This is a genomic window from Lentzea xinjiangensis, assembly GCF_900110955.1.
GTDB classification, from domain to species: Bacteria; Actinomycetota; Actinomycetes; order Mycobacteriales; family Pseudonocardiaceae; genus Lentzea; species Lentzea xinjiangensis.
Window position 1 is genome coordinate 630,845 of the sequence record NZ_FOFR01000001.1, and the last position, 19,964, is coordinate 650,808.

Consider the following 19,964-nt stretch of genomic DNA (forward strand, 5'->3'; position numbering starts at 1 on the left):
TCGCAACCCGGGGGTCGGGGAAGTCTCGATCCTCCTTGCTCAGGGAGGGCCACAGCGGTGACATGGCAACCACCGGGTGAGGAACAGGGCTCAGGCCCGCAGTACGTCGACCCGCAGGCGGCGGCCTACCTCGACCCGCAGCAATCCGGCCCGCAGCACGTCAGCGGCGGTCAATCAGGCCCGTACCCGGTCGGGGGCAGCCAGTCGGGCCCGTACCAGGTGCCGGGCAACGCATCCGGTCCGTACCAGGTGCCCGGCAACGCGTCGGGCCCCTACCAGGTGCCGGGCAACGCGTCCGGTCCGTACCAGGTGCCGGGCACAGCGTCCGGTCCCTACCCGGTCCCCGGTTCGCAGTCCGGCGCGTACCCCGTGGACGGTTCGGGCGCCTACCAGGTGGGCGGCGGCCAATCGGGTGCTCATCCCGTGGGCGGCGGCCAGTCCGGACCGCACAACGCGGCCCAGTACGGCCAGTTCGCCGGTGCGCAGTTCCCGAACAACTTCCCGCAGCAGCAGTACCGCTCGCAGGCGCAGGAAGTGTCGTCGCAGCAGCTCATCAAGAAGGAGAAGCGCCCGCCGACGTCCGGCTGGCGCAAGTCGCTGCACTCGGTGACCGGCGGCCTCATCAACCTCGGCGAGAGCCCGGCCGACGTGCGTCGCCGTGAGCTGATCGCGCGGATCAACCAGCCGCTGCGCGGGTGCTACAAGATCGCGATGCTGTCGCTCAAGGGCGGTGTCGGCAAGACGACGACGACCACGACGCTGGGCTCGACGTTCTCGTCGCTGCGCGGTGACCGGGTGATCGCCGTCGACGCCAACCCCGACCGCGGCACGCTCGCGCTGAAGATCCCGCGGGAGACCACGGCGACCGTGCGGCACCTGCTGCGCGACGCCTCGCGGATCAAGAAGTACAGCGACGTGCGCGCGTACACCTCGCAGTCGCCGGCGCGGCTCGAGGTGCTGGCGTCCGAGCAGGACCCGTCGGTGTCGGAGGCGTTCAGCGAGGACGACTACCGGCGCACGGTGGAGCTGCTCGAGCACTTCTACAACATCGTGCTCACCGACTGCGGCACCGGTCTCATGCACTCCGCGATGAAGGGCGTGCTGGACGAGGCGGACTCGCTGGTGCTCGTGTCGTCCGGCTCGGTCGACGGCGCGCAGACCTCGGCGGCCACGCTCGACTGGCTGGAGGCGCACGGCTACCGCGACCTGGTCGCGAAGTCCGTCTGCGTGATCAACTCGGTGCGCCCGAAGTCGGGCAAGGTCGACCTCGACAAGCTCGCCGCGCACTTCCAGCAGCGGTGCCGTGCCGTGGTCCGCCTGCCGTTCGACGCGCACCTCGAAGAGGGCGCCGAGATCGCGCTGGACCAGCTCGCGCCGGAGACCCGGCTCGCGTTGCTGGAGCTCGCCGCCGTCGTGGCGGACGACTTCCCGCACTCCTGAGGCCGGCCGGGAACGATGACGGAAAGGGGTCCTGTGACCAGGGCCCCTTTTCCACTCACTCCTCGCGCTTGCGCTTCTCGTCGAGCTTGCGCAGGAACTCCGGGTCGTCGTCGGGTGCGATCACCTTGCGGCCTGGGGTGTACTCCGAGTGCTGCGGGGCGAACGCTCGCCACACGAGCACAGCCACGGTGAGCGCACCGATCACCGCCAGCAGGTAGATCATCTGGTCGCCACCTCCCTTTGCCACGAGGTTACCCGCGGCACAGGGGTTACTACGGTTTCAGTGGCGGACGGGTTCAGATGCCTCCGTCGTGAGCTCCGAGAGCAGGGCCTTCACCTCGGTCTCACGGAACCTGCGGTGTCCTCCCGGTGTGCGGATCGAGCCGATGCGACCGGCGGTGGCCCATCGGGTCACGGTCTTCGGGTCGACCCGGAACAGATTGGCGACTTCCCCAGGGGTCAACAGGCGCTCGGACGCTGTAGTCACTCGTCCTCCTCAGATCAGACGTTCCGACCTGATCGTGGCATCTGACCCATCAGGTACTCGAACGCTTGTTTTTTGGTAAAGAGGTAGTAAGGGACGACCGGGGCGAACCGGACAAGTGACCAGAGCGGCGTGTGTGCACGCGTGGGGCCTAATGTGTCGCGGGTGGATGCTCTCGATCGGCAGATCATCGCCGCACTGCGCGCCAACGGCCGGGCCACGTACGCCGATCTCGGCAGGCAGGTGGGCCTGTCCGCCTCCGCCGTGCACGAACGGGTCGGCAAGCTCGAGTCCAGCGGTGTGATCGTCGGGTACCACGCGGTCGTCGACCCCAGCGCGGTCGGCCTGGGCGTGACGGCCCTGATCGGGATCCACCCCACCGACATCGCGGACGACAACGAGGTCGCGGTCGCGCTGGCCGAGCTCGTCGAGGTCGAGTCCTGCTACCGGGTGGCGGGCGACGAGTCGTTCATCGTCAAGGTCAGGGTGGCGACCGTGGACGACCTGGAGCGCTCGCTCGGGCGGCTGCGGCGCATCCCCGGCGTGGCGCGCACCCGCACGACCGTGGTGCTCTCCACCCGTTTCGAGGGACGCCCGAACACCGGCGAAGACGACGGCGACGTAACCTGAACGGGTGCTCGCTCGTGATGTGACGTTGTACGTCCTCGCCCGCCTCGGTCTCGTCGCGGCGGTGACGGGCGCACTCCTGTTGTTCAAGGTTCCTCTGCTCCCCGCGCTCGCCGTCGGCGTGGTCGTGGCGCTGCCCGCCTCGCTGTTCCTCTTCAAGGGGCTGCGGCAGCGGGTGGCGACCGGCCTGAACGCCCGCCAGGCCGTGCGCAGGGCCGAGCGCGACAAGCTGCGCTCCGAGCTGCGTGGTGACGAAGGTCCTGTCACTCAGGCGTGAGCGTCCGCCGCGGTTATCGTGCCGCTGTGAGTACCTCCGTTGATCGTTGTTGCAGCAGGACCAGGCACTGGGTGTGCGAGGCCGTCGGGATCATCGAGGCGGACGCGAACCGCAGCGCGGACACCCACCTGCTGCGCTACCCGCTGCCGCTCGACTGGGGCATCGACCTCTACCTGAAGGACGAGTCGACGCACCCCACCGGTTCGCTCAAGCACCGGCTGGCGCGGTCGTTGTTCCTCTACGCGATCTGCAACGGGTGGATCACCGGCGGCACGCCCGTGATCGAGGCCTCCTCCGGTTCCACGGCGGTGTCCGAGGCGTACTTCGCGCGGCTGCTGGGGCTGCCGTTCATCGCGGTGATGCCCCGCTCGACCTCGGCGGAGAAGGTCGCGCTGATCGAGCGGCAGGGCGGCAGGTGCCACTTCGTCGACGAGCCGTCGGCGATCTACGACGAGTCGCGGCGGCTGGCCACCGAGCTCGGCGGCCACTTCATGGACCAGTTCACGCACGCCGAGCGCGCTACCGACTGGCGGGGCAACAACAACATCGCCGAGTCCATCTTCGACCAGATGAAGCTCGAACCGTCACCGGAACCGGACTGGATCGTCGTGGGAGCCGGCACGGGCGGGACGTCGGCCACGATCGGCCGCTACATCCACTACCAGAAGCTGAGCACCCGGCTCGCCGTCGTCGACCCCGAGCACTCGGTCTTCTTCGAGGCGTGGCGGGACGGCAACCCGGACCTGGTGGCCACCCGCGGCTCCGGCATCGAGGGCATCGGCCGGCCGCGGGTGGAGCCGTCGTTCATCGGCCAGGTGATCGACCGGATGATCAAGGTGCCGGACGCGGCGTCCATCGCGACGATCCGGTTCGTGGAGGACCTGCTCGGCCGGCGCGTCGGCGGCTCGACCGGCACGAACCTCTGGGGAGCGTTCCAGGTCGTGGCCGAGATGCGGCAGTCGCGCAGCCGCGGCAGCGTGGTCACGTTGCTCTGCGACGGCGGCGAGCGTTACGCGAACACCTACTACGACGACTCATGGGTAGCGGCACAAGGCATGGACCTCGATCCCTGCCTTGATCGCCTGAACAACTTCCACCGCACGGGGAACTGGTGACGAGCATCGTGCGTCACAGCGTGACCTGAGCACCTGAGTCCGCAGGGGGGACGCTGTGTCGTCGCTGTTCACCGACGCGGCCGAGCTGCGCGCGTACGCCGAGTACCTGCGCACCGAAGCCCAAGAGTTCGAGACGATCCGCAAGTACGTCCACGCGACGGCGTGCGACAAGAGCGGCTTCACCGGCCTGCTCGCGTTGCTGCAGCCGGGCGTGGACGTCGTGCGGGCGTTGTTCGACGAGACGCTCGACTTCGGCAAGTCGAAGCTCGAGGGCGCGGCGTCCGCCGTGGACGCGACGGCCAAGGTCTACGAGGACGTCGACAGGGCGCAGGTGACGGTGTTCAGCGGGATCCTCCGGTGACCGCGACGAGCTACCAGGACCCCCGCCCGGTCGTCGCGTCCCTGAAGCAGCCCGAGGTCGACACGGCCTCGCTGAACGAGGTGCTGCAGGACCAGGGCTGGGGCGTCCAGGCCGTCAACTGGGTCTTCGAGGCGGTGACCGGCGAGAGCCTGGTCGCCACGATCATCACGCCGATCACCGGCGACTGGTCGAAGATCCGCGCCGACGGCGACGCCTGGCGCATGGTCGGCAACGCGATGAACGACGTCTCGTACAACCTCACCGACGCCGTCGGCAAGGTGCGCGACCACTGGGACGGCGACGCGGCCCGCGCACACGAGAGGTACATCGCCCTGGGCTGGAAGGCCGGCCTGCTGGCGGAGATGGGCGTCGCCCAGCTCATCGCCAAGGGCTTCGACACGGTCGCCTCCGGGGCCGAGGCCCTGGGCAAGCAGGCCGCGCGCCTGCTCGACTACCTGGTCAACAAGCTGATCGAGGCCGCGGCCACCGTCTGGGTCCCGGTGGCGGGCTGGGTCAAGGCCGCCGAGATGGTCTGGAACGCGTACCAGATCTACCGGCGCGTCATGGACATCATCGACACGGTCAAGAAGCTCATCTCGGACGTCAAGTCCCTGTTCGACGCCGTGGGCCGCGTCTTCTCGGCGATCGGCAAGCTGAAGGACGCCGACTCCCTCGCCGAGGCCATGAACGCCACCCAGGAGGTGGCGGAGGCGGGCCGCGACGTCCGCAACGCCGTCAACGACCTCCGCGACGACGTGACGTCCATCAAGGACTCGGCCACGGAGATCGCGGACCGCGGCCGGGAGATCGGTTCGAAGGTCCACGAGGTCCACACCCCGCCGGGCTCCGCCGACGACGGCACCAAGCCCGCGGCGGCCTCGGCCGTCGCGCCCGGCGGCGCCCCGGTCTCCGCACCTCCGGCGCCCAACGGCAGCCCTGACGCCCCCGCCTCCACGCACGCGGCGACCGCGGCGGGCCCCGGCGTGTCCGCGCCGCCGTCACCAGGCGGTGGTGGCGGCGGTGTGCCGACGGGCGGCCACGCGGGCTCGGGCGGCGCCCCCACGGGCGGTCACGCGGGTCCGGGTGGTGTGCCGACGGGCGCCCCGCCGCGCCTCGACACGACGCACGCGGCAGGCGCGGCCCCACCCGCCGCCCCGCCGTCGCACGCCCAGACGCCCATGGCGGGCGCGATGCCGATGGGCGCCCCGATGGCTCCCGGTGCCGGCGGTGGCGACCAGACGAGGAGCTCCGGCTCCCGGCCGGGAGCCTCCGGCGTGCCGGCGTTCCCGTCCGCGGGCTCTACTACGGGCTCTTCTGCGGGCTCTCCCGCGGGCCAGGGCAAGCCCACCGGCCTGCCCGCACCTCCCGGCCACGCCACGCCCGGCGCGGGCCTGCCGACCCCGCCCAGCCAGCCGACCGCGGGCTCCGGCACCCCGCGTCCCGGCGGCTCCGGCCTGCCGACGCCTCCGGCGGCCTCGTCGGGCCTGCCGACCCCGCCCGGCTCCAGCACGCACCCGACTCCGGGCACGCACCCGACTCCGGGCACCCACCCGACTCCGGGCGGCTCCGGCAACGGCCTGCCGACCCCGCCGAACTCGGGCGCACACCCGTCCGGTACCGGCGGCCACCACAGCCCGAACGGCTCCGGCCTGCCCACGCCTCCCGATCACCCGACCGCGGGCACGGCGACCGCCCCGGCCCCGTCCGGCACGGGCGGCGGCCTCCCGTCGCCTCCCGGACACCCGAGCCCCAGCGCCGGCGCGGAGCACCCGACGCCCAACGCGGGTGGCACGACCTCGCCCGACTCGTCCACCCCGCGCCCGCACGACACGACACCGTCCGGCACCACACCGCGCGACGGCACGCCCGGCGACCAGTCCGGCCCGCGCCCGCACGACGCGACGCCGAACGGTTCGACCGACGCCAGGCCGCACGACATCGACACCAAGCCCCACACCGGTGACGCGAGGCCCCACGACACCGACAGCACGCCGCAGACCGACGGCCAGTCCCACACCGACGGCAAGCCCCACGACACCGACACCAGCGGTGCCGAAGGCGCCCAGCCCCACACCCCCGACCCCACCCCGGCCGACCACCACCCGGCCCCCGACACCACCCCCGACCCGAAGCCGGGCGACGACGCGGCCACCTCCAACGGCAGCGGACCGGACAGCCCTGCCCCGCCGAGCGGCGGCCCCGACCTCAACGGCCGCTTCGACGCGGCCGCCATGGTGGCGCAGGGCCAGGGCTACCAGCACCAGCTCGAGCAGATGCTGCCGAACCAGGCCGACCGCGACCGCTACGTCGAGCTGAGCCAGAAGCTCTCCACCGAGCTCAGCGCCGACGAGGCCCAGCACGTCGCCGACGTGCGCAACCAGATCACGGTCGGCAGCGGTGACATCGTCACCAAGGCGCTGAACCAGGGTGCGCTCAGCACCTACCTGCCCGACCAGCCCCACGCGCCCGGCGCGAAGCAGGCCGACTGGCAGAACCAGATGGGCGGTTCCGTCGCCAGGGGTCAGGACGTGGTCGACATCAACACCCCGGCCGGTCTGCGCGACGGCCTGGCGCTCGACGACAAGGGCAAGGGCTGGACGCCCATCCCCGAGAACGCCGACTCCGCCATGCAGCTCCGGTACCAGGTGACCGACCAGAACATCGGCAACCACAACATCCCCTTCGGCGGGCCGAAGAAGGACGTGCCGGACTTCGCCACCTTCGGGCCGCGGCAGGACAGCGAGTACCAGTCGCCGCAGGAGCAGGCGCACTACGAGGCGTCGCAGAAGCAGATGGCCGCCGCCGGCGGAGCCGCGAAACCGTACGACGGCTACGACCCGTTCACCGGCACGGGCTCCACGATGGGTGGTGTGCCGGAGTGGCGCGTGGACGGCGGCACGCCGTTGCCGGATCGTGCCGAGATCTGGCAGGTGAACGCGGACGGAACTGAGAAACTGCACGCCGTGTACGACCGCAAGTTCGGCTGGACGAAGCTCTGATGACCAAGTACTCGCAGGAGATGGCCGAGTACCGCGGCGAGGTGTACTTCGCGGGCGCCGAGGACGCGCACCACGTGTGGATCCGCAAGATCCCCGGCGTGGCCTACACCAACGACGAGCGGTTCGAGACCTACAACGGCCGTGAGCTCAAGACGGTGGCGGTGACGGCGCTCGACGCCTGGTACGAGGAGCGGATGACGGCCACCTGGCGCGGTCAGCCGTTCAACGTCATCGCCGTCGACGACGGCAAGGCGGAGGCGGGGTACGCGGGCGGCGAGTACGCCTGGGCGCGGCAGAACGGTCTCGAAGGCGACCAGTACAACGGGTACCGGGCCACGCTCGAGGTGGCGGAGCTGGCGGACGTGCAGGTCGACCGCACCGACTTCCTGGCGCGGTGGAAGGAGAGGAACCCGGGATGAGCACCCCACAGGCCGTGCGCAAGGCCGCCGGCATCGGGCCGGAGACCATCCTGCAGAAGATCGTGCACCCCGCGGTCGCGCAGCTCCACCTCGGCAACGTCGTCGTGCCCGGCAAGTTCGAGCCGCACCGCACGGCCGGGTTCGTCACGCGCGGTCAGGACTTCCCGCAGGGCACCGCCGACCAGTTCGCCGAGGTCTTCGGCGTCGACAAGGTCGCGGACTGGCCGAAGGGCACGCAGTACCTGCTGCGGTTCCTGGCGCACACCACCGAGATCTTCGACACGAGCTTCGGCGGGCCGACGCTCGACGGCGCGCGGAAGATGGGCACGACGCGCGTCTACCCGTTGCCGTTCACCGGCACCGGGTACACGCCCGGCGCGCGGCCGATCCCGGAGTACGTGATGGAGCTCTCCGAGCTCCCGGCGGGCACGGAGCTGTGGCGGTTCGAGCCGGACGGCGGCGGGCGCAGCGTCGGCAAGTACCTCAACCGCCAGACCGGCTGGATCCCCACGGGAGACGTGGGCTTCGGGCCGGGGAAGTTCTGGCCGGCCCCGGTTCCGCTGCGGCCGACCGTCCGGCGTGGACTCGTCGGGAGGTACCGCGGCCAGGACTTCGACGTCGACTTCGGTCCCGCGCCGGGCACCGTCCTGCTGCACCCGCTCGCCGGCCAGCCGGCCCCGCCGGACTTCACCGCCGCCGAGGGCGCCCGGTACCTGGAGGTCCCCGACGCGGTGGTCGAGGACCTCGGCCTGCTGCGCAAGCTCTGCACGTACCGCGGCGCGGAGTTCGAGATCATCGGTGTCCTGGGCGACAACGCCGTGCTCCACTTCCTCGGCGAGAACCACGAGACGGCGCAGCAGCTCGGTCTGTCCGAAGTGGACTTCCGCCAGTGGCGCACCCTCGTGCCGCGCGATCAGGTCGGCGACGTCCGCGACGAGTTCAGGCCGGTGCGGCCCGGCCTCTTCGCGAAGGAGAACTCCTGATGACCACTCCTGGCGAGGGTTGGAAGACGCCGGAGCTGCGGGCGGCGGAGGCGCAGGTCGACGCGCGCTTCAAGCAGGCGCAGGACCTCGCGAACCGCCTCAGGGACACGCCGCTGCCGCCGGTGCCGCCGGTCGACTTCGCGGCGATCGCCCGGCAGGTCGAGCGGGCGGCGCAGGAGCGCGACGCCCCCGAACAGCTCAAGGCGCTCAAGCGCAAGGTGGACGCGGGCGAGTTCACCTGGGAGGACGTCGTCTCCGGCAAGGCGGCGCAGGACCCCGACGTGCAGGCCATGCAGCAGGAGAACGTCAACAAGATGAAGCAGGCGTTCCAGATGCTGCGGGAGGGCATGGCCGCCGACGAGATCATGGCCGCCCAGGACCCGCGCAGGCACCGCGACGACGGTGACGAGAACCCGCCCGACGTCTTCACGGAGGACAAGTGGTGATGACTGCCTGGCGGACACCGGACGTCCTCGCCGCGGAGGACTTCCTGACCGGCGCCGTCGCCGAGGTGGACCGCGCCATGCGGTCCGCCCGGCAGGAGCTGCGGGGCAAGGAGCCGTCCACCGAGGACATCCGCAGGGTGATGCAGTTCGCCAAGTCCGGCGACGCCTCACCGGCGATGCGCCGGCTCGCCGACCGCATCGCCCGCGGCGCGGGGCTCAGCTGGCGCCAGGTCCTCACCGGCGAGGCGAGCCACGACCCGCTGGTGCGCCAGGCGCTCGAGGCCGACCGCGCCAGGCTGGAGGAGCTGATCCAGGGCGAGACCGCCCCGCCGCCGCCTCCGCGCAGGCCCGCGCGCACCGACGACGACGAGCCGCTGACGTTCACCGAGGACGCCTGGTGACCGTCAGTCCAGCGCCAGTCCCGCGCTGACCAGGACCGCCCACGCCAGCATCGCGATCCCGGTGAACTGCAGCACCGGGATCAGGTCGCGTCCGCCGCGCCCGGAGGCCACCCGGCGCACGGCGGGCAGCAGCACCGGCGCCGCGAGGAACCCCAGCAACGCGTAGGGCACCCGCACGGTCATGCCGAGCGCGATCAGGAACGGCACCGCCACCAGCGCCAGGTACAGCCGGCGGGTGTCCTTGTCGCCCAGCACCACGGCCAGGGTCCGCTTGCCCGACACGGCGTCCGTCGGGATGTCGCGCAGGTTGTTCGCCACCAGCACCGCGGCGGAGATCGCTCCCATCGCGATGGACGAGCCGATGCCGATTCCGGTGATCTCGCCGGTTTGCACGTACAGCGTGCCCAGCACCGCGGCCGGGCCGAAGAAGAGGAACACCGCGATCTCGCCGAGCCCCGCGTAGCCGTACGGGCGTTTGCCGCCGGTGTAGAACCACGCCCCGGCGATGCACACCGCGCCGAGCGCGAGCAGCCACCAGAACCCGGACACCGCCACCAGCGCGAGCCCGGCCACCGCGCCGATGCCCAGCGCGATGAACGCCGCCAGCCGCACCTTCGCGGGCTCGGCCGCCCCGGAACCGGTGAGGCGGAACGGTCCCACGCGGTTGTCGTCGGTGCCGCGGATGCCGTCGGAGTAGTCGTTGGCGTAGTTCACGCCGATCTGGAACGCCACCGAGACGACCAGGGCGAGCGCCGTGTGGAGCGGCTTGAACTCGTCGATGTGGTGCGCGGCCGCCGCCCCCACGACCACCGGGGCGATCGAGTTCGGCAGGGTGCGCGGGCGGGTCCCCTGGATCCACTGGACGACTGAGGCCATGCCCCCATCCTCCGTCATGGTGCCTGAGGACCCGCCGACGGGTGGATCAGCAGGTAGCCGCCCCGGAGACGCCCGCCACGTACGCCTTCGCGATGTGCTTGCCGGACGCGATGCGGTACCAGACGTTCGACGTGCCCTGCGTGCCCGTGACCGACTGGCCGGTGAGCTGGCAGGTCACCCGCACCTGGGCGTGGTTCGCGGCGATGCCGACCTGCGACGCCGTGGAGGTCGCGCCGCTGCGGACGTTCACCGTGCCGGCGGCGTCGGCGGTGCGCACCGTCCCCACAGGACCGGAGCCGGTCCACAGGTACGTCACGGTCACCCACGCGTTGTTCGTCAGCTTGAGGCCGTCCCAGAACGTGCCGTCGGCGAGGTCGATGCCCGCCGGGTTCGCGACCTGGCGGCCGAACTGGTCCTCGCCGCCGTTGTAGTCGTCCTCGTACGCGGCCTGCGCCTCCGGCTTGCCCTGCGGCAGGTCCTTCCACATCTCCCGGGTCGAGGACGGGTTCCAGTAGTCGTCCTTGGTGTTCCACGGGCCGACGTCCCACACCGGCGCCCACTCGCACCGGCCGTTCGACGCGCACACCTGCACGCTGTAGTTGCCGGAGTTGCGGCTCGCGAGGCCACGCCGCGACGGCAGCGCCACGAAGTGGTCGCGCGAACGGATCACGTGCCCGTTCGCCGTGGTGCCACCGACCAGGCCCTCCCGCGTCGCGTAGACGCGGTACGAACGTCCGGCGGCGGCCGCGGAGACGTCGTCCGCGGCCGCCGCGGGCACCCGCGCCGCCTTCAGCCGCACGCGCGATGCCTTGCCGCTGCTCAGCACCACGCGGGTCTCGACGGTGGAGGTGGTCACCGGCAGGGTGGCCGGCGCCTCCAGCCACTCGGTCCACTGCCCGTCGGGGCGCAGCCCGCGCACGTCGACGACGCCGTCGCCGGTCACCACCGCCGTGATCGCGTTGGCGGGCCGGTCGAGCCGGTGCCTGCCGAGCTCGACCAGACCCGTCCGCGGGGAGCCGCCCCACGTGACGGCGCGGTCGCCGACCTCGGTCGTCCACTCGTCCGACGCCGGCTCGGCGTGGGCGGGCGACGCCGGTCCGGCCACCAGGGCGGCACCGACGACCAGCGGTAACAGGTAGCGCATGAGAAACCCCCATCGCCAACGCGCGCGGCGGGTTTCCGCGCGCTTCGCGCAGGAGAGTTGCCCTCAGCGGTAAAGGTTCACCTAAAGAGGTCGGCGACCGCTCTCCGGTCGACCTTCCCCGGTCCGCGCAACGGCAGCTCGGACGCGAAGCGCACCAGCTTCGGCGTCGCGGCGCGCCCCACGGCCTCCAGCACGGCGGCCTTCAGCTCGTCGACCGGGGGCTCCGTGCCGCGGGTGACGACCACCGCCGCGACGACCTGGCCCCACTCGTCGTCCGGCACGCCGACGACGCACGCCTCCAGCACGCCCTCGACGGTGGCCAGAGCGCGTTCCACCAGCACGGGAGGCACCTTCTCGCCGCCGGTGACGATCACGTCGTCCGCGCGGCCCAGCACCTCCAGCCGCCCGTCGCGCAGCCGGCCGAGATCACCCGTGCGGAACCATTCGCCGAACGGTTCCTCGCTGCCGCGGTAGCCCAGCGCGAGCACCGGTCCGCTGATCTCGATCACGTCGTCGGTGCGCAGCCGCACGTCCTGCAACGGCTCACCGTCGTACACACATCCACCGGCCGTCTCGCTCATGCCGTACGTGGTGACGACCTGCACGCCGAGCGCGCGCGCCTGCTGGAGGAGCTTCGGCGGGGTGGCGGCCCCGCCGATCAGCACGCCGTCGAACTGCCGCAGCGCCTCCAGGCCCGGCCCCTCGCCCACGACGAGCCGGGAGAGCTGCGTCGGCACCAGCGCGGTGTAGTGGCGCCCCGGCTGGGCGAGCACCGGCTGGGCGGCCTGGGCGAACCCCATGGCGCGGAAGCCCTTCGACAGGTCGAGCACACCGGGCGCGGTGCCGGCGACGATCGACCGCACCAGCACCTGGATCCCGGCGATGTGCCCGGTGGGCAGCGCCAGCAGCCACGTGCCCGGCCCGCCGAGCCGGTCGTGGGTGGCCTGCGCCGACGTGGTCAGCGCGTCGGCGTCGAGCAGGACCGTCTTCGGCTCGCCCGTCGACCCGGAGGTGGGCACGCCGAGCACGGCCCGCTTCTCCCAGCCGTCGAGCGGGCCGTCCACCAGGGGCTCGCCACCGGTGAGCGCCGCGCGCAGTTCGTCGAGCATGGTCTCCGGCCGATCAGAAGTAGTACGGGTAGTTCGACCAGTCCGGGGCGCGCTTCTCCAGGAACGCGTCGCGGCCCTCGACGGCCTCGTCGGTCATGTACGCGAGCCGCGTCGTCTCACCGGCGAAGATCTGCTGTCCCACCAGACCGTCGTCGATCAGGTTGAACGAGTACTTGAGCATCCGCTGGGCGGTCGGCGACTTGCCGTTGATCTCCCGCGCCCACTGCAGGGCGGTGGTCTCCAGCTCGGCGTGCGGCACGACGGCGTTGACGGCGCCCATCCGGTGCATCTCCTCGGCGGAGTACGTGCGGCCGAGGAAGAAGATCTCCCGGGCGAACTTCTGCCCGACCTGCCGCGCGAGGTAGGCCGACCCGTAGCCGCCGTCGAACGAGCCGACGTCGGCGTCGGTCTGCTTGAACTTCGCGTGCTCCGCGCTCGCGAGGGTGAGATCGCACACCACGTGCAGGCTGTGCCCGCCACCCGCGGCCCAGCCGGGCACGACCGCGATGACGACCTTCGGCATGAACCGGATGAGGCGCTGGCACTCGAGGATGTGCAGCCGCCCAGCGCGGGCCGGGTCGACGGTCTCCGCCGTCTCGCCGGAGGCGTACTGGTAGCCGCTGCGCCCGCGGATCCGCTGGTCACCGCCGCTGCAGAAGGCCCAGCCGCCGTCGCGCGGGCTGGGGCCGTTGCCCGTCAGCAGGACGCACCCGACGTCGGACGACATCCGGGCGTGGTCGAGCGCCCGGTACAGCTCGTCCACGGTGTGCGGCCGGAACGCGTTGCGCACCTCGGGCCGGTTGAACGCGATGCGGACCGTGCCCTGGTCGATCGCCCGGTGGTAGGTGATGTCGGTGAAGTCGAAGCCCTCGACGGACTTCCACAGCGACGGGTCGAAGAGCTGCTGATCTGCCACGGTCTGAGACTCTAGGCGCATGAATCCGTCCACGGCGCAGGCGAGGGTGATCGTCGACGAGCTGGTCCGCAACGGCGTGCGCCACGTCGTGCTGTGCCCCGGCTCGCGCAACGCCCCGCTGTCGTTCGCACTGCACCAGGCCGAGCGGAAGGGCCTGCTCACGCTGCACGTGCGCATCGACGAGCGCAGCGCGGGGTTCCTCGCCCTCGGGCTCGCCAAGACGGGCACGCCCGCCGTCATCACCTGCACGAGCGGCACGGCCGTGGTGAACCTGCACCCCGCCGTGGTCGAGGCGGAGCTGACCGGCGTCCCGCTGGTCGCGCTGACCGCGGACCGCCCGGTCGACCTCTACCGCACCGGCGCCAGCCAGACGATCGACCAGTACGACGTCCTCGGCATCCCCACCCTGCACCTGCCGGAGGCCGCGGACGAGCCGACCACGCGCTCGCTGGTCTGCCGCGCGCTCGCGACCCGTGGCCCCACCCACGTCAACGTGCCGTTCCGGCCGCCGCTCACGCCTTCCGACGACGCGTGGCCGTCGTCGCCGCGCAGCGGCCCATGGACCGCGACGGACCGTGCGTCCACTGTCGAGACCAGGCCCTCCGACCTCCCGCCCCGCACCCTGGTGCTGCTCGGCGACGACCACCCGGAGCGGCTGCGCCGGGCGTCGGAGCTGGGCTGGCCGGTGATCGCCGAGCCCACCGCGCCGAACGGCCTGCGCCACGGCTCGCTGCTGCTCAACGCGGGCCTGCCGGAGCACCTGCGACCCGACGCGGTGCTCGTCGTGGGCCGCGTGACGCTCTCCAGGGGCCAGCAGTCCGTGCTCGCCGGCGCCCCGGTCGTGCACGCCGTCGGCGACCAGGCGCAGTGGCCGGACGTGCAGTTCACCGCGACCCGCGCGTCCACCTGGCTGCCCGAGCCCGCGGAGCACGACGACGAGTGGCGGCAGGCCTGGCTGAGCGCGGTGAAGAACGTCAGCGCGGCCGTCGACGACCTGCTGGACGCGCAGCCGTGGCCGACCGGCCTGCACGTCGCCCGCGACCTCACCAGGGCCGTGCCGCCGGGCTCGCTGCTGTTCGTGGGCTCGTCCAACCCGATCCGCGACGTCGACTTCGCGGGCGAACGGCGCCCGGACGTCACCGTGCACGCCAACCGCGGCGCCGCGGGCATCGACGGGGCCGTGTCCACGGCCATCGGGCTGGCGGTCGAGCACGGGGGACCGGCGTACGCGCTGATGGGCGACCTGACGTTCCTGCACGACAGCAACGGCCTGCTGGCCGACCACCGGCCGGACCTCACGATCGTCGTGCTCAACGACGACGGCGGCGGGATCTTCTCGTTGCTGGAACAGGGCGCGCCGGAGCACGACCGGAGCTTCGAAAGGATTTTCGGCACCCCGCACGGGGCGGACCTGGCCGCTTTGTGCGCAGGCTACCGAATTCCGCACTCCATTGTGGACGAGGAGGAGGAGTTCCGTAGCGCACTTGCGCCGCCAAAGGGCCTCCGAGTGGTCGAAGTGCAGGCAAAACGCGATGGGCTGCGGGCGTTGCACAAAAGTCTCAAGGCAACGGTGTCAACCGTTTTCAGGGGATAGGAAACATACGTAAGTCGGTGTCCGGATCACAAACGTGTGGATACCGTCGCGCGCATGTCGATCAGATCCAAGGCGACGGCCGCGGTCGCGTCCGCGGCCGCGATGACCCTCTTCGCGGGGACGGCGCTCGCGGCGTCCCCCGGTGCACCCGGCGCCGGTGATCCGTACTTCCCGACGTACGGCAACGGCGGATACGACGTCTCCCACTACGACATCAGGCTCAACTACAACCCGAACGGCGACCAGCTGTCGGGCACCACGACGATCCTCGCCAAGGCCACCCAGGACCTCACGCAGTTCAACCTGGACTTCCTGCTCAAGGTGAAGTCGGTCCGGATCAACAACGCGCCGGCCTCGTTCGTCTCCGACGACGGCGAGCTCACGCTCACCCCGCGCGGTGGCGTGCGCAAGGGCCAGGACCTGACGATCGTCGTCACCTACGCCGACACGCCGTCGGCCGTGAAGGACCGCAACGGCTTCACGGCGTGGACGAAGACCCCCGACGGCGCTCTCGCCATCGGCGAGCCGGAGATCTCCGCGTGGTGGTACCCGTCCAACGACCACCCGACCGACAAGGCCACGTTCGACGTGAACGTCGCCGTCCCGAACGGCGTCGAGGCGATCTCGAACGGCACGTTCCTCGGCACCACCCGCCAGATCAACGGCTACACCCGCTGGAACTGGCGCAGCACCAAGCCGCAGGCGACGTACCTGACGTTCCTGACCATCGGCCAGTTCGAGATCCGCCAGTCGACCACGCCGTCCGGCCAGCCGTCGCTCAACGCCTACTCCGAGCGCCTCGGCGAGAGCGGCGACGCCGCCAAGGCGAGCGTCGAGCGCACCCCCGAGATCACCGAGTTCCTCGCCGAGAACTTCGGCCCGTACCCGTTCGAAGCGCAGGGCGGCGTGGTCACGCCGGACCTCGGCTACGCGCTGGAGAACCAGACGCGCTCGAACTACGACGACGCGTTCTTCCGCCGCGGCGCCAACACCTACGTCGTCGCGCACGAGATCGCCCACCAGTGGTTCGGTGACTCGGTGTCGGTCCACCACTGGCGCGACATCTGGCTGAACGAGGGCTTCGCCTCCTACGCCGAGTTCCTGTGGTCCGAGCACGTCGGTGAGGGCACCGCCCAGGAGAACGCGGAGTTCGTCTACGACCTGTACCCGGCGGACGACCCGTTCTGGAACGTCCTGCCCGGCGACCCCGGCGCAGGCAACGTCTTCGACGGCGCCGTCTACGACCGCGGCGCACTGGCCGTGCACGCCCTGCGCGTGGCCGTCGGCGACGAGAAGTTCTTCGAGGTCCTCCGCACCTGGACGGCCGAGAAGAAGTACTCGAACGGCACGGTCGAGGAGTTCATCGCGCTGGCGGAGCGGGTGTCCGGGCAGCAGCTCGACCAGCTCTTCCAGACGTGGCTGTTCACCAAGGGCAAGCCGGCGGAGGCTCCCGGCCGTTCGGCTTCCGAGGCGTCCAAGACGCTGTCGGTGACGGCCGAGCCGAAGTCGCGCGCCAAGATCAAGCTGACGCACGAGCTGCTGGACGCGCACAAGTAACCCGGACTGTCAGACCTGTTGAGTACGTTATGACGCAGGGGTTCCCAGCTCAGGGGGACCCCTGCGGCAGCGTTTTCACCCGAACGAGCCCGTATCTTGGACCAGGGCCAAGTCCTACCGTCACGCCATGGCCCCAAGCACTCCATCCACCGCGTACAGCCGTGACCTGGGCGACGAGCTACGGCGGTTGCGCGAGACCTGCACAGACCTCAAAGGCGCCGAGGTGGCCGCCCGGCTCGGCTGGGACCCCAGCAAGGTCTCGACCATCGAACACGGCAAGGCGCGGCCCAGCGAGATCGACCTGGTGCAGTTCCTCACGATGTGCGGCAAGGACATCGACTACTTCGAGGACTTCAAACGGCGCTACCGCAACGCCTTCGACGAGTACATCGTGCAAGTCCCGGACAACGTCCGCACGCTCGCGATGGCCGAGTCAACGGCCAAGACGATGCTCAACTACGACACGCTGACAGTGCCGGGTCTCCTGCAAACGGAGCGGTACGCCGACGCCCTGTTCCGAGCGGCCGGAGTCGCGGTCGAGGAGCGAATCCCGGCGCTCGTGCGGGCGCGTGTGGAACGTCAATCGGTTCTTCGGCGACACGATCGTCCGGACTGCTTGTTCTACGTCCATGAGCTGGCTCTGCGACAGCAGGTCGGCGACGCTCAGGTCATGGAGGACCAGTACCTCCATTTGCTGTTCAACGCGCACATAGTCCGAATCGTGCCTACGAACGTGATCGTGAACTCTGCCGGTGTGCGGTTGTGGGAGTACGAGAAGGCGATGCCGATCGCCTACAGCGAGACGGACCTCACCCAGGTGTTCGTGCAGGACCGAGGGGCCATCGCGCGAACCAGGCTGATCTTCAATCGCTTGGCCGAAGTCGCCTTGGATGAGGAACAATCGCGGAGCAAGCTGGCGGAGTACGTCGGCCCACCGCGAAAGGATCTCGATGATCGAGGACCGCATTTGGCGTAAGAGCAGCTACAGCAACGGCACGCCTGAAGGTGACTGCGTCGAGGTCTCGCTCACCGGTGACGCGTGCGTCCGCGACTCGAAGAACGTGACCGGTGGGATGCTGACCTTCAGCACCGCGGCTTGGCGCGCCTTCCTCGGCGAGATCTGAGAGTTGATCGATGAAGCCGAGGCGTGGGACTACACGCGAGCGGAGGCCCGCCCGCACGCCGCGATGAGCGAGTCGACGGAATCGAGCGCGTCGGTTCCACCGCGAAAGGATCTCGATGATCGAGGACCGCATTTGGCGTAAGAGCAGCTACAGCAACGGCACGCCGGAGGGCGAGTGCGTCGAGGTCTCGCTCACCGGTGAGGCGTGCGTCCGCGACTCGAAGAACGTGACCGGTGGGATGCTGACCTTCAGCACCGCGGCGTGGCACGCCTTCCTCGGCGAGATCTGAGAGTTGATCGAGCAACCCCCGGCCTGGGCCTACGAACGAGCGGAAGTCCGCCCGCACGACCCCCGATGGGCGGCCCGGGCAGAGGCGGAGCGCGACCACCTCGCGAAGCTCCTCGCACCGTGGCTGGTCGACGGGATCGAGCACGTCGGCTCCACGGCCGTCCCCGGCCTGGCCGCCAAGCCGATCATCGATCTCATGGCGTCGGTGACCGACCTGGACACCGTCGTCGAGCAGGCGACCCTCACCGCCAACGGCTGGGCGTACGTGCCGCCCGATCTGGACAACCGGCCGTGGCGCCGCTTCTACGTCAAGCCGGACGCCACAGGACAACGGCGCCGGGCGCACCTGCACCTGATCCCGGCCGGCCACTCGCGGTGGACCGACCAGCTCCGGTTCCGCGACGCCCTCAGAGGAAACGCCGATCTGGCAAAGGCCTACGAGGAACTGAAACGCAGACTCGCTCAGGAAAGCGGCCACAACCGTGAGGCGTACACGGAAGGCAAAGCGGCGTTCATCGTCAAAGCGCTGAACTCCGAAGCGCCGGACTAAAGCCCTTCCAGGGCCTCGCGCATCGGCCGCATCTTCGCGTGCGCCTCCTGCACCTCGATGTCCGGATCCGAGTCCGCGACCAGCCCGCACCCGGCGAACAACCGGGCGTTCGACCCGGAGATCTGCGCGCACCGCAACGCGATCCCCAGTTCTCCGTCACCGTTGCCGTCGATCCACCCGACCGGCCCGGCGTACCGCCCGCGGTCCATCCCCTCCAGTTGCGAGATCAACCGGGTCGCGTCCAGCCGGGGCGTCCCGCCGACCGCGGCCGTCGGATGCACAGCCGAGCCGAGGTGCAGCAACGACACCGGCGACTCAAGCGTGCCGATCACGTCGCTGGACAGGTGTGACACGTTCGGCAGCCGCAGGACCGAAGGTCCCTCCACCGACATCGTTGTGCAGAAAGGGCGCAACGTCTCCGCGAGAGAGGTGATCGCGTAGTCGTGTTCTTCGAGGTTCTTCTCCGACGACATCAACGCCGACGCGAGGGCCTCGTCCGAAACGCCGTCGTGCGGCCAAGTCGTGCCGGCCAGCACTCGTGAGTCCACGACCGAACCGGTGCGTCGCAGCAGCAGCTCGGGTGTCGCACCCACGAGGCCGTCAACGGCGTACGCCCAGCACTCCGGATAGCGCCGGGCCAGGCCCTGCAGCACGAAACGCTGGTCCAGCCGCCGGTCCGTCACGGCCACGAGGTCGTGCGCCAGCACCACCTTGTCGAGCTCGCCGCCGCGCATCCGCAGCACGGCCTCGCGCACGGCTTCGCGGTACTGCGTGACCGGCAGCTGACCGTTCGCGTAGCGGACGGTCGACGGGCGCGTCAGGGGCGCGACGAAGGGGTTCGGGTCGGAGGCGCCGATCGTGGTGACCCACTGCTCGCCGTTGCGGCGGCCGACGACGACCTCGGGGACGATCAGCACCGAGTCGCCCGGGTCGTCGGCGAAGGCCATCGAGACGAATGCCACGGGGCCGCTGCCCGGCACGCCCAGCTCGTCGTCGACGTCGAGCTGTGCGCAGAACTCCTGCCACCACCTGTCGGCCTGCGCGAACCGGTCGGGGCCGCTCACCTCGAACCGCGCGGCCTCGCCCCAGCCGACCAGACCGGACCCGTCGCGGACCCAGGCGAGCGCGTGCTCCGGGTCCGGCAGCAGTCCGAGCAGGTCACCGGCCGTGTGCCGGGTCGACCGGACGCGGATTCGCTGCCGTGCTCGCGATGTGGGTGCTGAGGTCACGTCTCGACTGTATGGACCTCAACCT

Annotated in this window: 23 protein-coding genes; 16 read left to right on the top strand and 7 right to left on the bottom strand. The window is 70.8% G+C overall.

The window, feature by feature from the left end:
- Positions 1-57 precede the first annotated feature (57 nt).
- Complete coding sequence (locus tag BMW88_RS03190; RefSeq protein ID WP_089948885.1) at positions 58-1,440, top strand: AAA family ATPase; 1,383 nt, start codon at positions 58-60, stop codon at positions 1,438-1,440.
- A 55-nt stretch (positions 1,441-1,495) separates the two neighbouring features.
- Here the strand turns inward: BMW88_RS03190 and BMW88_RS41630 are convergent, their stop codons facing one another.
- Together BMW88_RS41630 and BMW88_RS03200 are read right to left on the bottom strand one after the other, a co-directional pair.
- Positions 1,496-1,663 (bottom strand): hypothetical protein, encoded by a 168-nt coding sequence (locus tag BMW88_RS41630; RefSeq protein WP_089948887.1) that lies wholly within the window; start codon positions 1,661-1,663, stop codon positions 1,496-1,498.
- Positions 1,664-1,720: 57 nt separating this feature from the next.
- Positions 1,721-1,927, bottom strand: a complete 207-nt coding sequence (locus tag BMW88_RS03200) for a BldC family transcriptional regulator (RefSeq protein WP_089948888.1) — start codon at positions 1,925-1,927, stop codon at positions 1,721-1,723.
- Positions 1,928-2,089: 162 nt separating this feature from the next.
- Here BMW88_RS03200 and BMW88_RS03205 point away from each other — a divergent pair, with 162 nt between their 5' ends.
- The 9 genes from BMW88_RS03205 to BMW88_RS03245 are packed head-to-tail and all read left to right on the top strand — an operon-like array spanning position 2,090 to position 9,552.
- Positions 2,090-2,554, top strand: a complete 465-nt coding sequence (locus BMW88_RS03205) for an Lrp/AsnC family transcriptional regulator (protein ID WP_089948890.1) — start codon at positions 2,090-2,092, stop codon at positions 2,552-2,554.
- Between the two features lie 4 nt (positions 2,555-2,558).
- Complete coding sequence (locus tag BMW88_RS03210) at positions 2,559-2,828, top strand: DUF4229 domain-containing protein (protein WP_245777533.1); 270 nt, start codon at positions 2,559-2,561, stop codon at positions 2,826-2,828.
- A 26-nt stretch (positions 2,829-2,854) separates the two neighbouring features.
- Complete coding sequence (gene cds1 / locus BMW88_RS03215; protein WP_089948893.1) at positions 2,855-3,943, top strand: L-cysteine desulfhydrase Cds1; 1,089 nt, start codon at positions 2,855-2,857, stop codon at positions 3,941-3,943.
- 55 nt (positions 3,944-3,998) lie between these two features.
- Positions 3,999-4,304 carry a hypothetical protein gene (locus BMW88_RS03220; RefSeq protein ID WP_089948894.1) on the top strand — a complete coding sequence of 102 codons (306 nt, stop codon included), beginning with the start codon at positions 3,999-4,001 and terminating at the stop codon, positions 4,302-4,304.
- Positions 4,301-7,303 carry a methyl-accepting chemotaxis protein gene (locus tag BMW88_RS03225; RefSeq protein ID WP_089948896.1) on the top strand — a complete coding sequence of 1,001 codons (3,003 nt, stop codon included), beginning with the start codon at positions 4,301-4,303 and terminating at the stop codon, positions 7,301-7,303. The genes BMW88_RS03220 and BMW88_RS03225 overlap by 4 nt, the downstream gene beginning before the upstream one ends.
- Positions 7,303-7,722: a hypothetical protein gene (locus tag BMW88_RS03230; protein ID WP_089948897.1), complete on the top strand. Its 420-nt coding sequence runs from the start codon at positions 7,303-7,305 to the stop codon at positions 7,720-7,722. Before BMW88_RS03225 ends, BMW88_RS03230 begins: the two co-directional genes overlap by 1 nt.
- Complete coding sequence (locus BMW88_RS03235; protein WP_089948899.1) at positions 7,719-8,705, top strand: hypothetical protein; 987 nt, start codon at positions 7,719-7,721, stop codon at positions 8,703-8,705. The genes BMW88_RS03230 and BMW88_RS03235 overlap by 4 nt, the downstream gene beginning before the upstream one ends.
- The gene (locus tag BMW88_RS03240) at positions 8,705-9,151 is read left to right on the top strand and encodes a hypothetical protein (RefSeq protein WP_089948901.1); all 447 of its coding nucleotides are present in this window, start codon (positions 8,705-8,707) and stop codon (positions 9,149-9,151) included. The genes BMW88_RS03235 and BMW88_RS03240 overlap by 1 nt, the downstream gene beginning before the upstream one ends.
- Positions 9,151-9,552 (top strand): PIN domain-containing protein, encoded by a 402-nt coding sequence (locus tag BMW88_RS03245; protein ID WP_089949453.1) that lies wholly within the window; start codon positions 9,151-9,153, stop codon positions 9,550-9,552. Before BMW88_RS03240 ends, BMW88_RS03245 begins: the two co-directional genes overlap by 1 nt.
- Positions 9,553-9,555: 3 nt before the next feature.
- Here the strand turns inward: BMW88_RS03245 and BMW88_RS03250 are convergent, their stop codons facing one another.
- The 4 genes from BMW88_RS03250 to BMW88_RS03265 form a co-directional block, all read right to left on the bottom strand.
- Positions 9,556-10,428 (bottom strand): 1,4-dihydroxy-2-naphthoate polyprenyltransferase, encoded by an 873-nt coding sequence (locus BMW88_RS03250; RefSeq protein WP_089948902.1) that lies wholly within the window; start codon positions 10,426-10,428, stop codon positions 9,556-9,558.
- 46 nt (positions 10,429-10,474) lie between these two features.
- Positions 10,475-11,572, bottom strand: coding sequence for a hypothetical protein (locus BMW88_RS03255; protein WP_089948904.1), 1,098 nt, complete (start codon positions 11,570-11,572; stop codon positions 10,475-10,477).
- Between the two features lie 77 nt (positions 11,573-11,649).
- Positions 11,650-12,681 carry an o-succinylbenzoate--CoA ligase gene (menE, locus tag BMW88_RS03260; RefSeq protein ID WP_089948905.1) on the bottom strand — a complete coding sequence of 344 codons (1,032 nt, stop codon included), beginning with the start codon at positions 12,679-12,681 and terminating at the stop codon, positions 11,650-11,652.
- Between the two features lie 13 nt (positions 12,682-12,694).
- Positions 12,695-13,597, bottom strand: coding sequence for a 1,4-dihydroxy-2-naphthoyl-CoA synthase (locus BMW88_RS03265; protein ID WP_425434595.1), 903 nt, complete (start codon positions 13,595-13,597; stop codon positions 12,695-12,697).
- Between the two features lie 19 nt (positions 13,598-13,616).
- Here BMW88_RS03265 and menD point away from each other — a divergent pair, with 19 nt between their 5' ends.
- The 6 genes from menD (at position 13,617) to BMW88_RS03295 (ending at position 18,710) form a co-directional block, all read left to right on the top strand.
- The gene (menD, locus tag BMW88_RS03270) at positions 13,617-15,191 is read left to right on the top strand and encodes a 2-succinyl-5-enolpyruvyl-6-hydroxy-3-cyclohexene-1-carboxylic-acid synthase (protein WP_089948909.1); all 1,575 of its coding nucleotides are present in this window, start codon (positions 13,617-13,619) and stop codon (positions 15,189-15,191) included.
- Positions 15,192-15,245: 54 nt separating this feature from the next.
- Entirely contained in the window at positions 15,246-16,748 is a 1,503-nt protein-coding gene (locus tag BMW88_RS03275; protein ID WP_089948910.1) for a M1 family metallopeptidase, read from the top strand.
- A gap of 127 nt (positions 16,749-16,875) precedes the next feature.
- Positions 16,876-17,724, top strand: a complete 849-nt coding sequence (locus tag BMW88_RS03280; protein ID WP_089948913.1) for a helix-turn-helix domain-containing protein — start codon at positions 16,876-16,878, stop codon at positions 17,722-17,724.
- Positions 17,699-17,872 carry a DUF397 domain-containing protein gene (locus tag BMW88_RS03285; protein ID WP_089948915.1) on the top strand — a complete coding sequence of 58 codons (174 nt, stop codon included), beginning with the start codon at positions 17,699-17,701 and terminating at the stop codon, positions 17,870-17,872. The genes BMW88_RS03280 and BMW88_RS03285 overlap by 26 nt, the downstream gene beginning before the upstream one ends.
- A 115-nt stretch (positions 17,873-17,987) precedes the next feature.
- Positions 17,988-18,161 (top strand): DUF397 domain-containing protein, encoded by a 174-nt coding sequence (locus BMW88_RS03290; protein WP_089948917.1) that lies wholly within the window; start codon positions 17,988-17,990, stop codon positions 18,159-18,161.
- 3 nt (positions 18,162-18,164) lie between these two features.
- Positions 18,165-18,710: a GrpB family protein gene (locus BMW88_RS03295; RefSeq protein WP_089948918.1), complete on the top strand. Its 546-nt coding sequence runs from the start codon at positions 18,165-18,167 to the stop codon at positions 18,708-18,710.
- On the opposite strand, the gene BMW88_RS03300 is transcribed toward BMW88_RS03295, so the two are convergent.
- Positions 18,707-19,939, bottom strand: a complete 1,233-nt coding sequence (locus BMW88_RS03300; protein WP_089948920.1) for an isochorismate synthase — start codon at positions 19,937-19,939, stop codon at positions 18,707-18,709. The genes BMW88_RS03295 and BMW88_RS03300 overlap by 4 nt on opposite strands.
- Between the last annotated feature and the right edge of the window lie 25 nt (positions 19,940-19,964).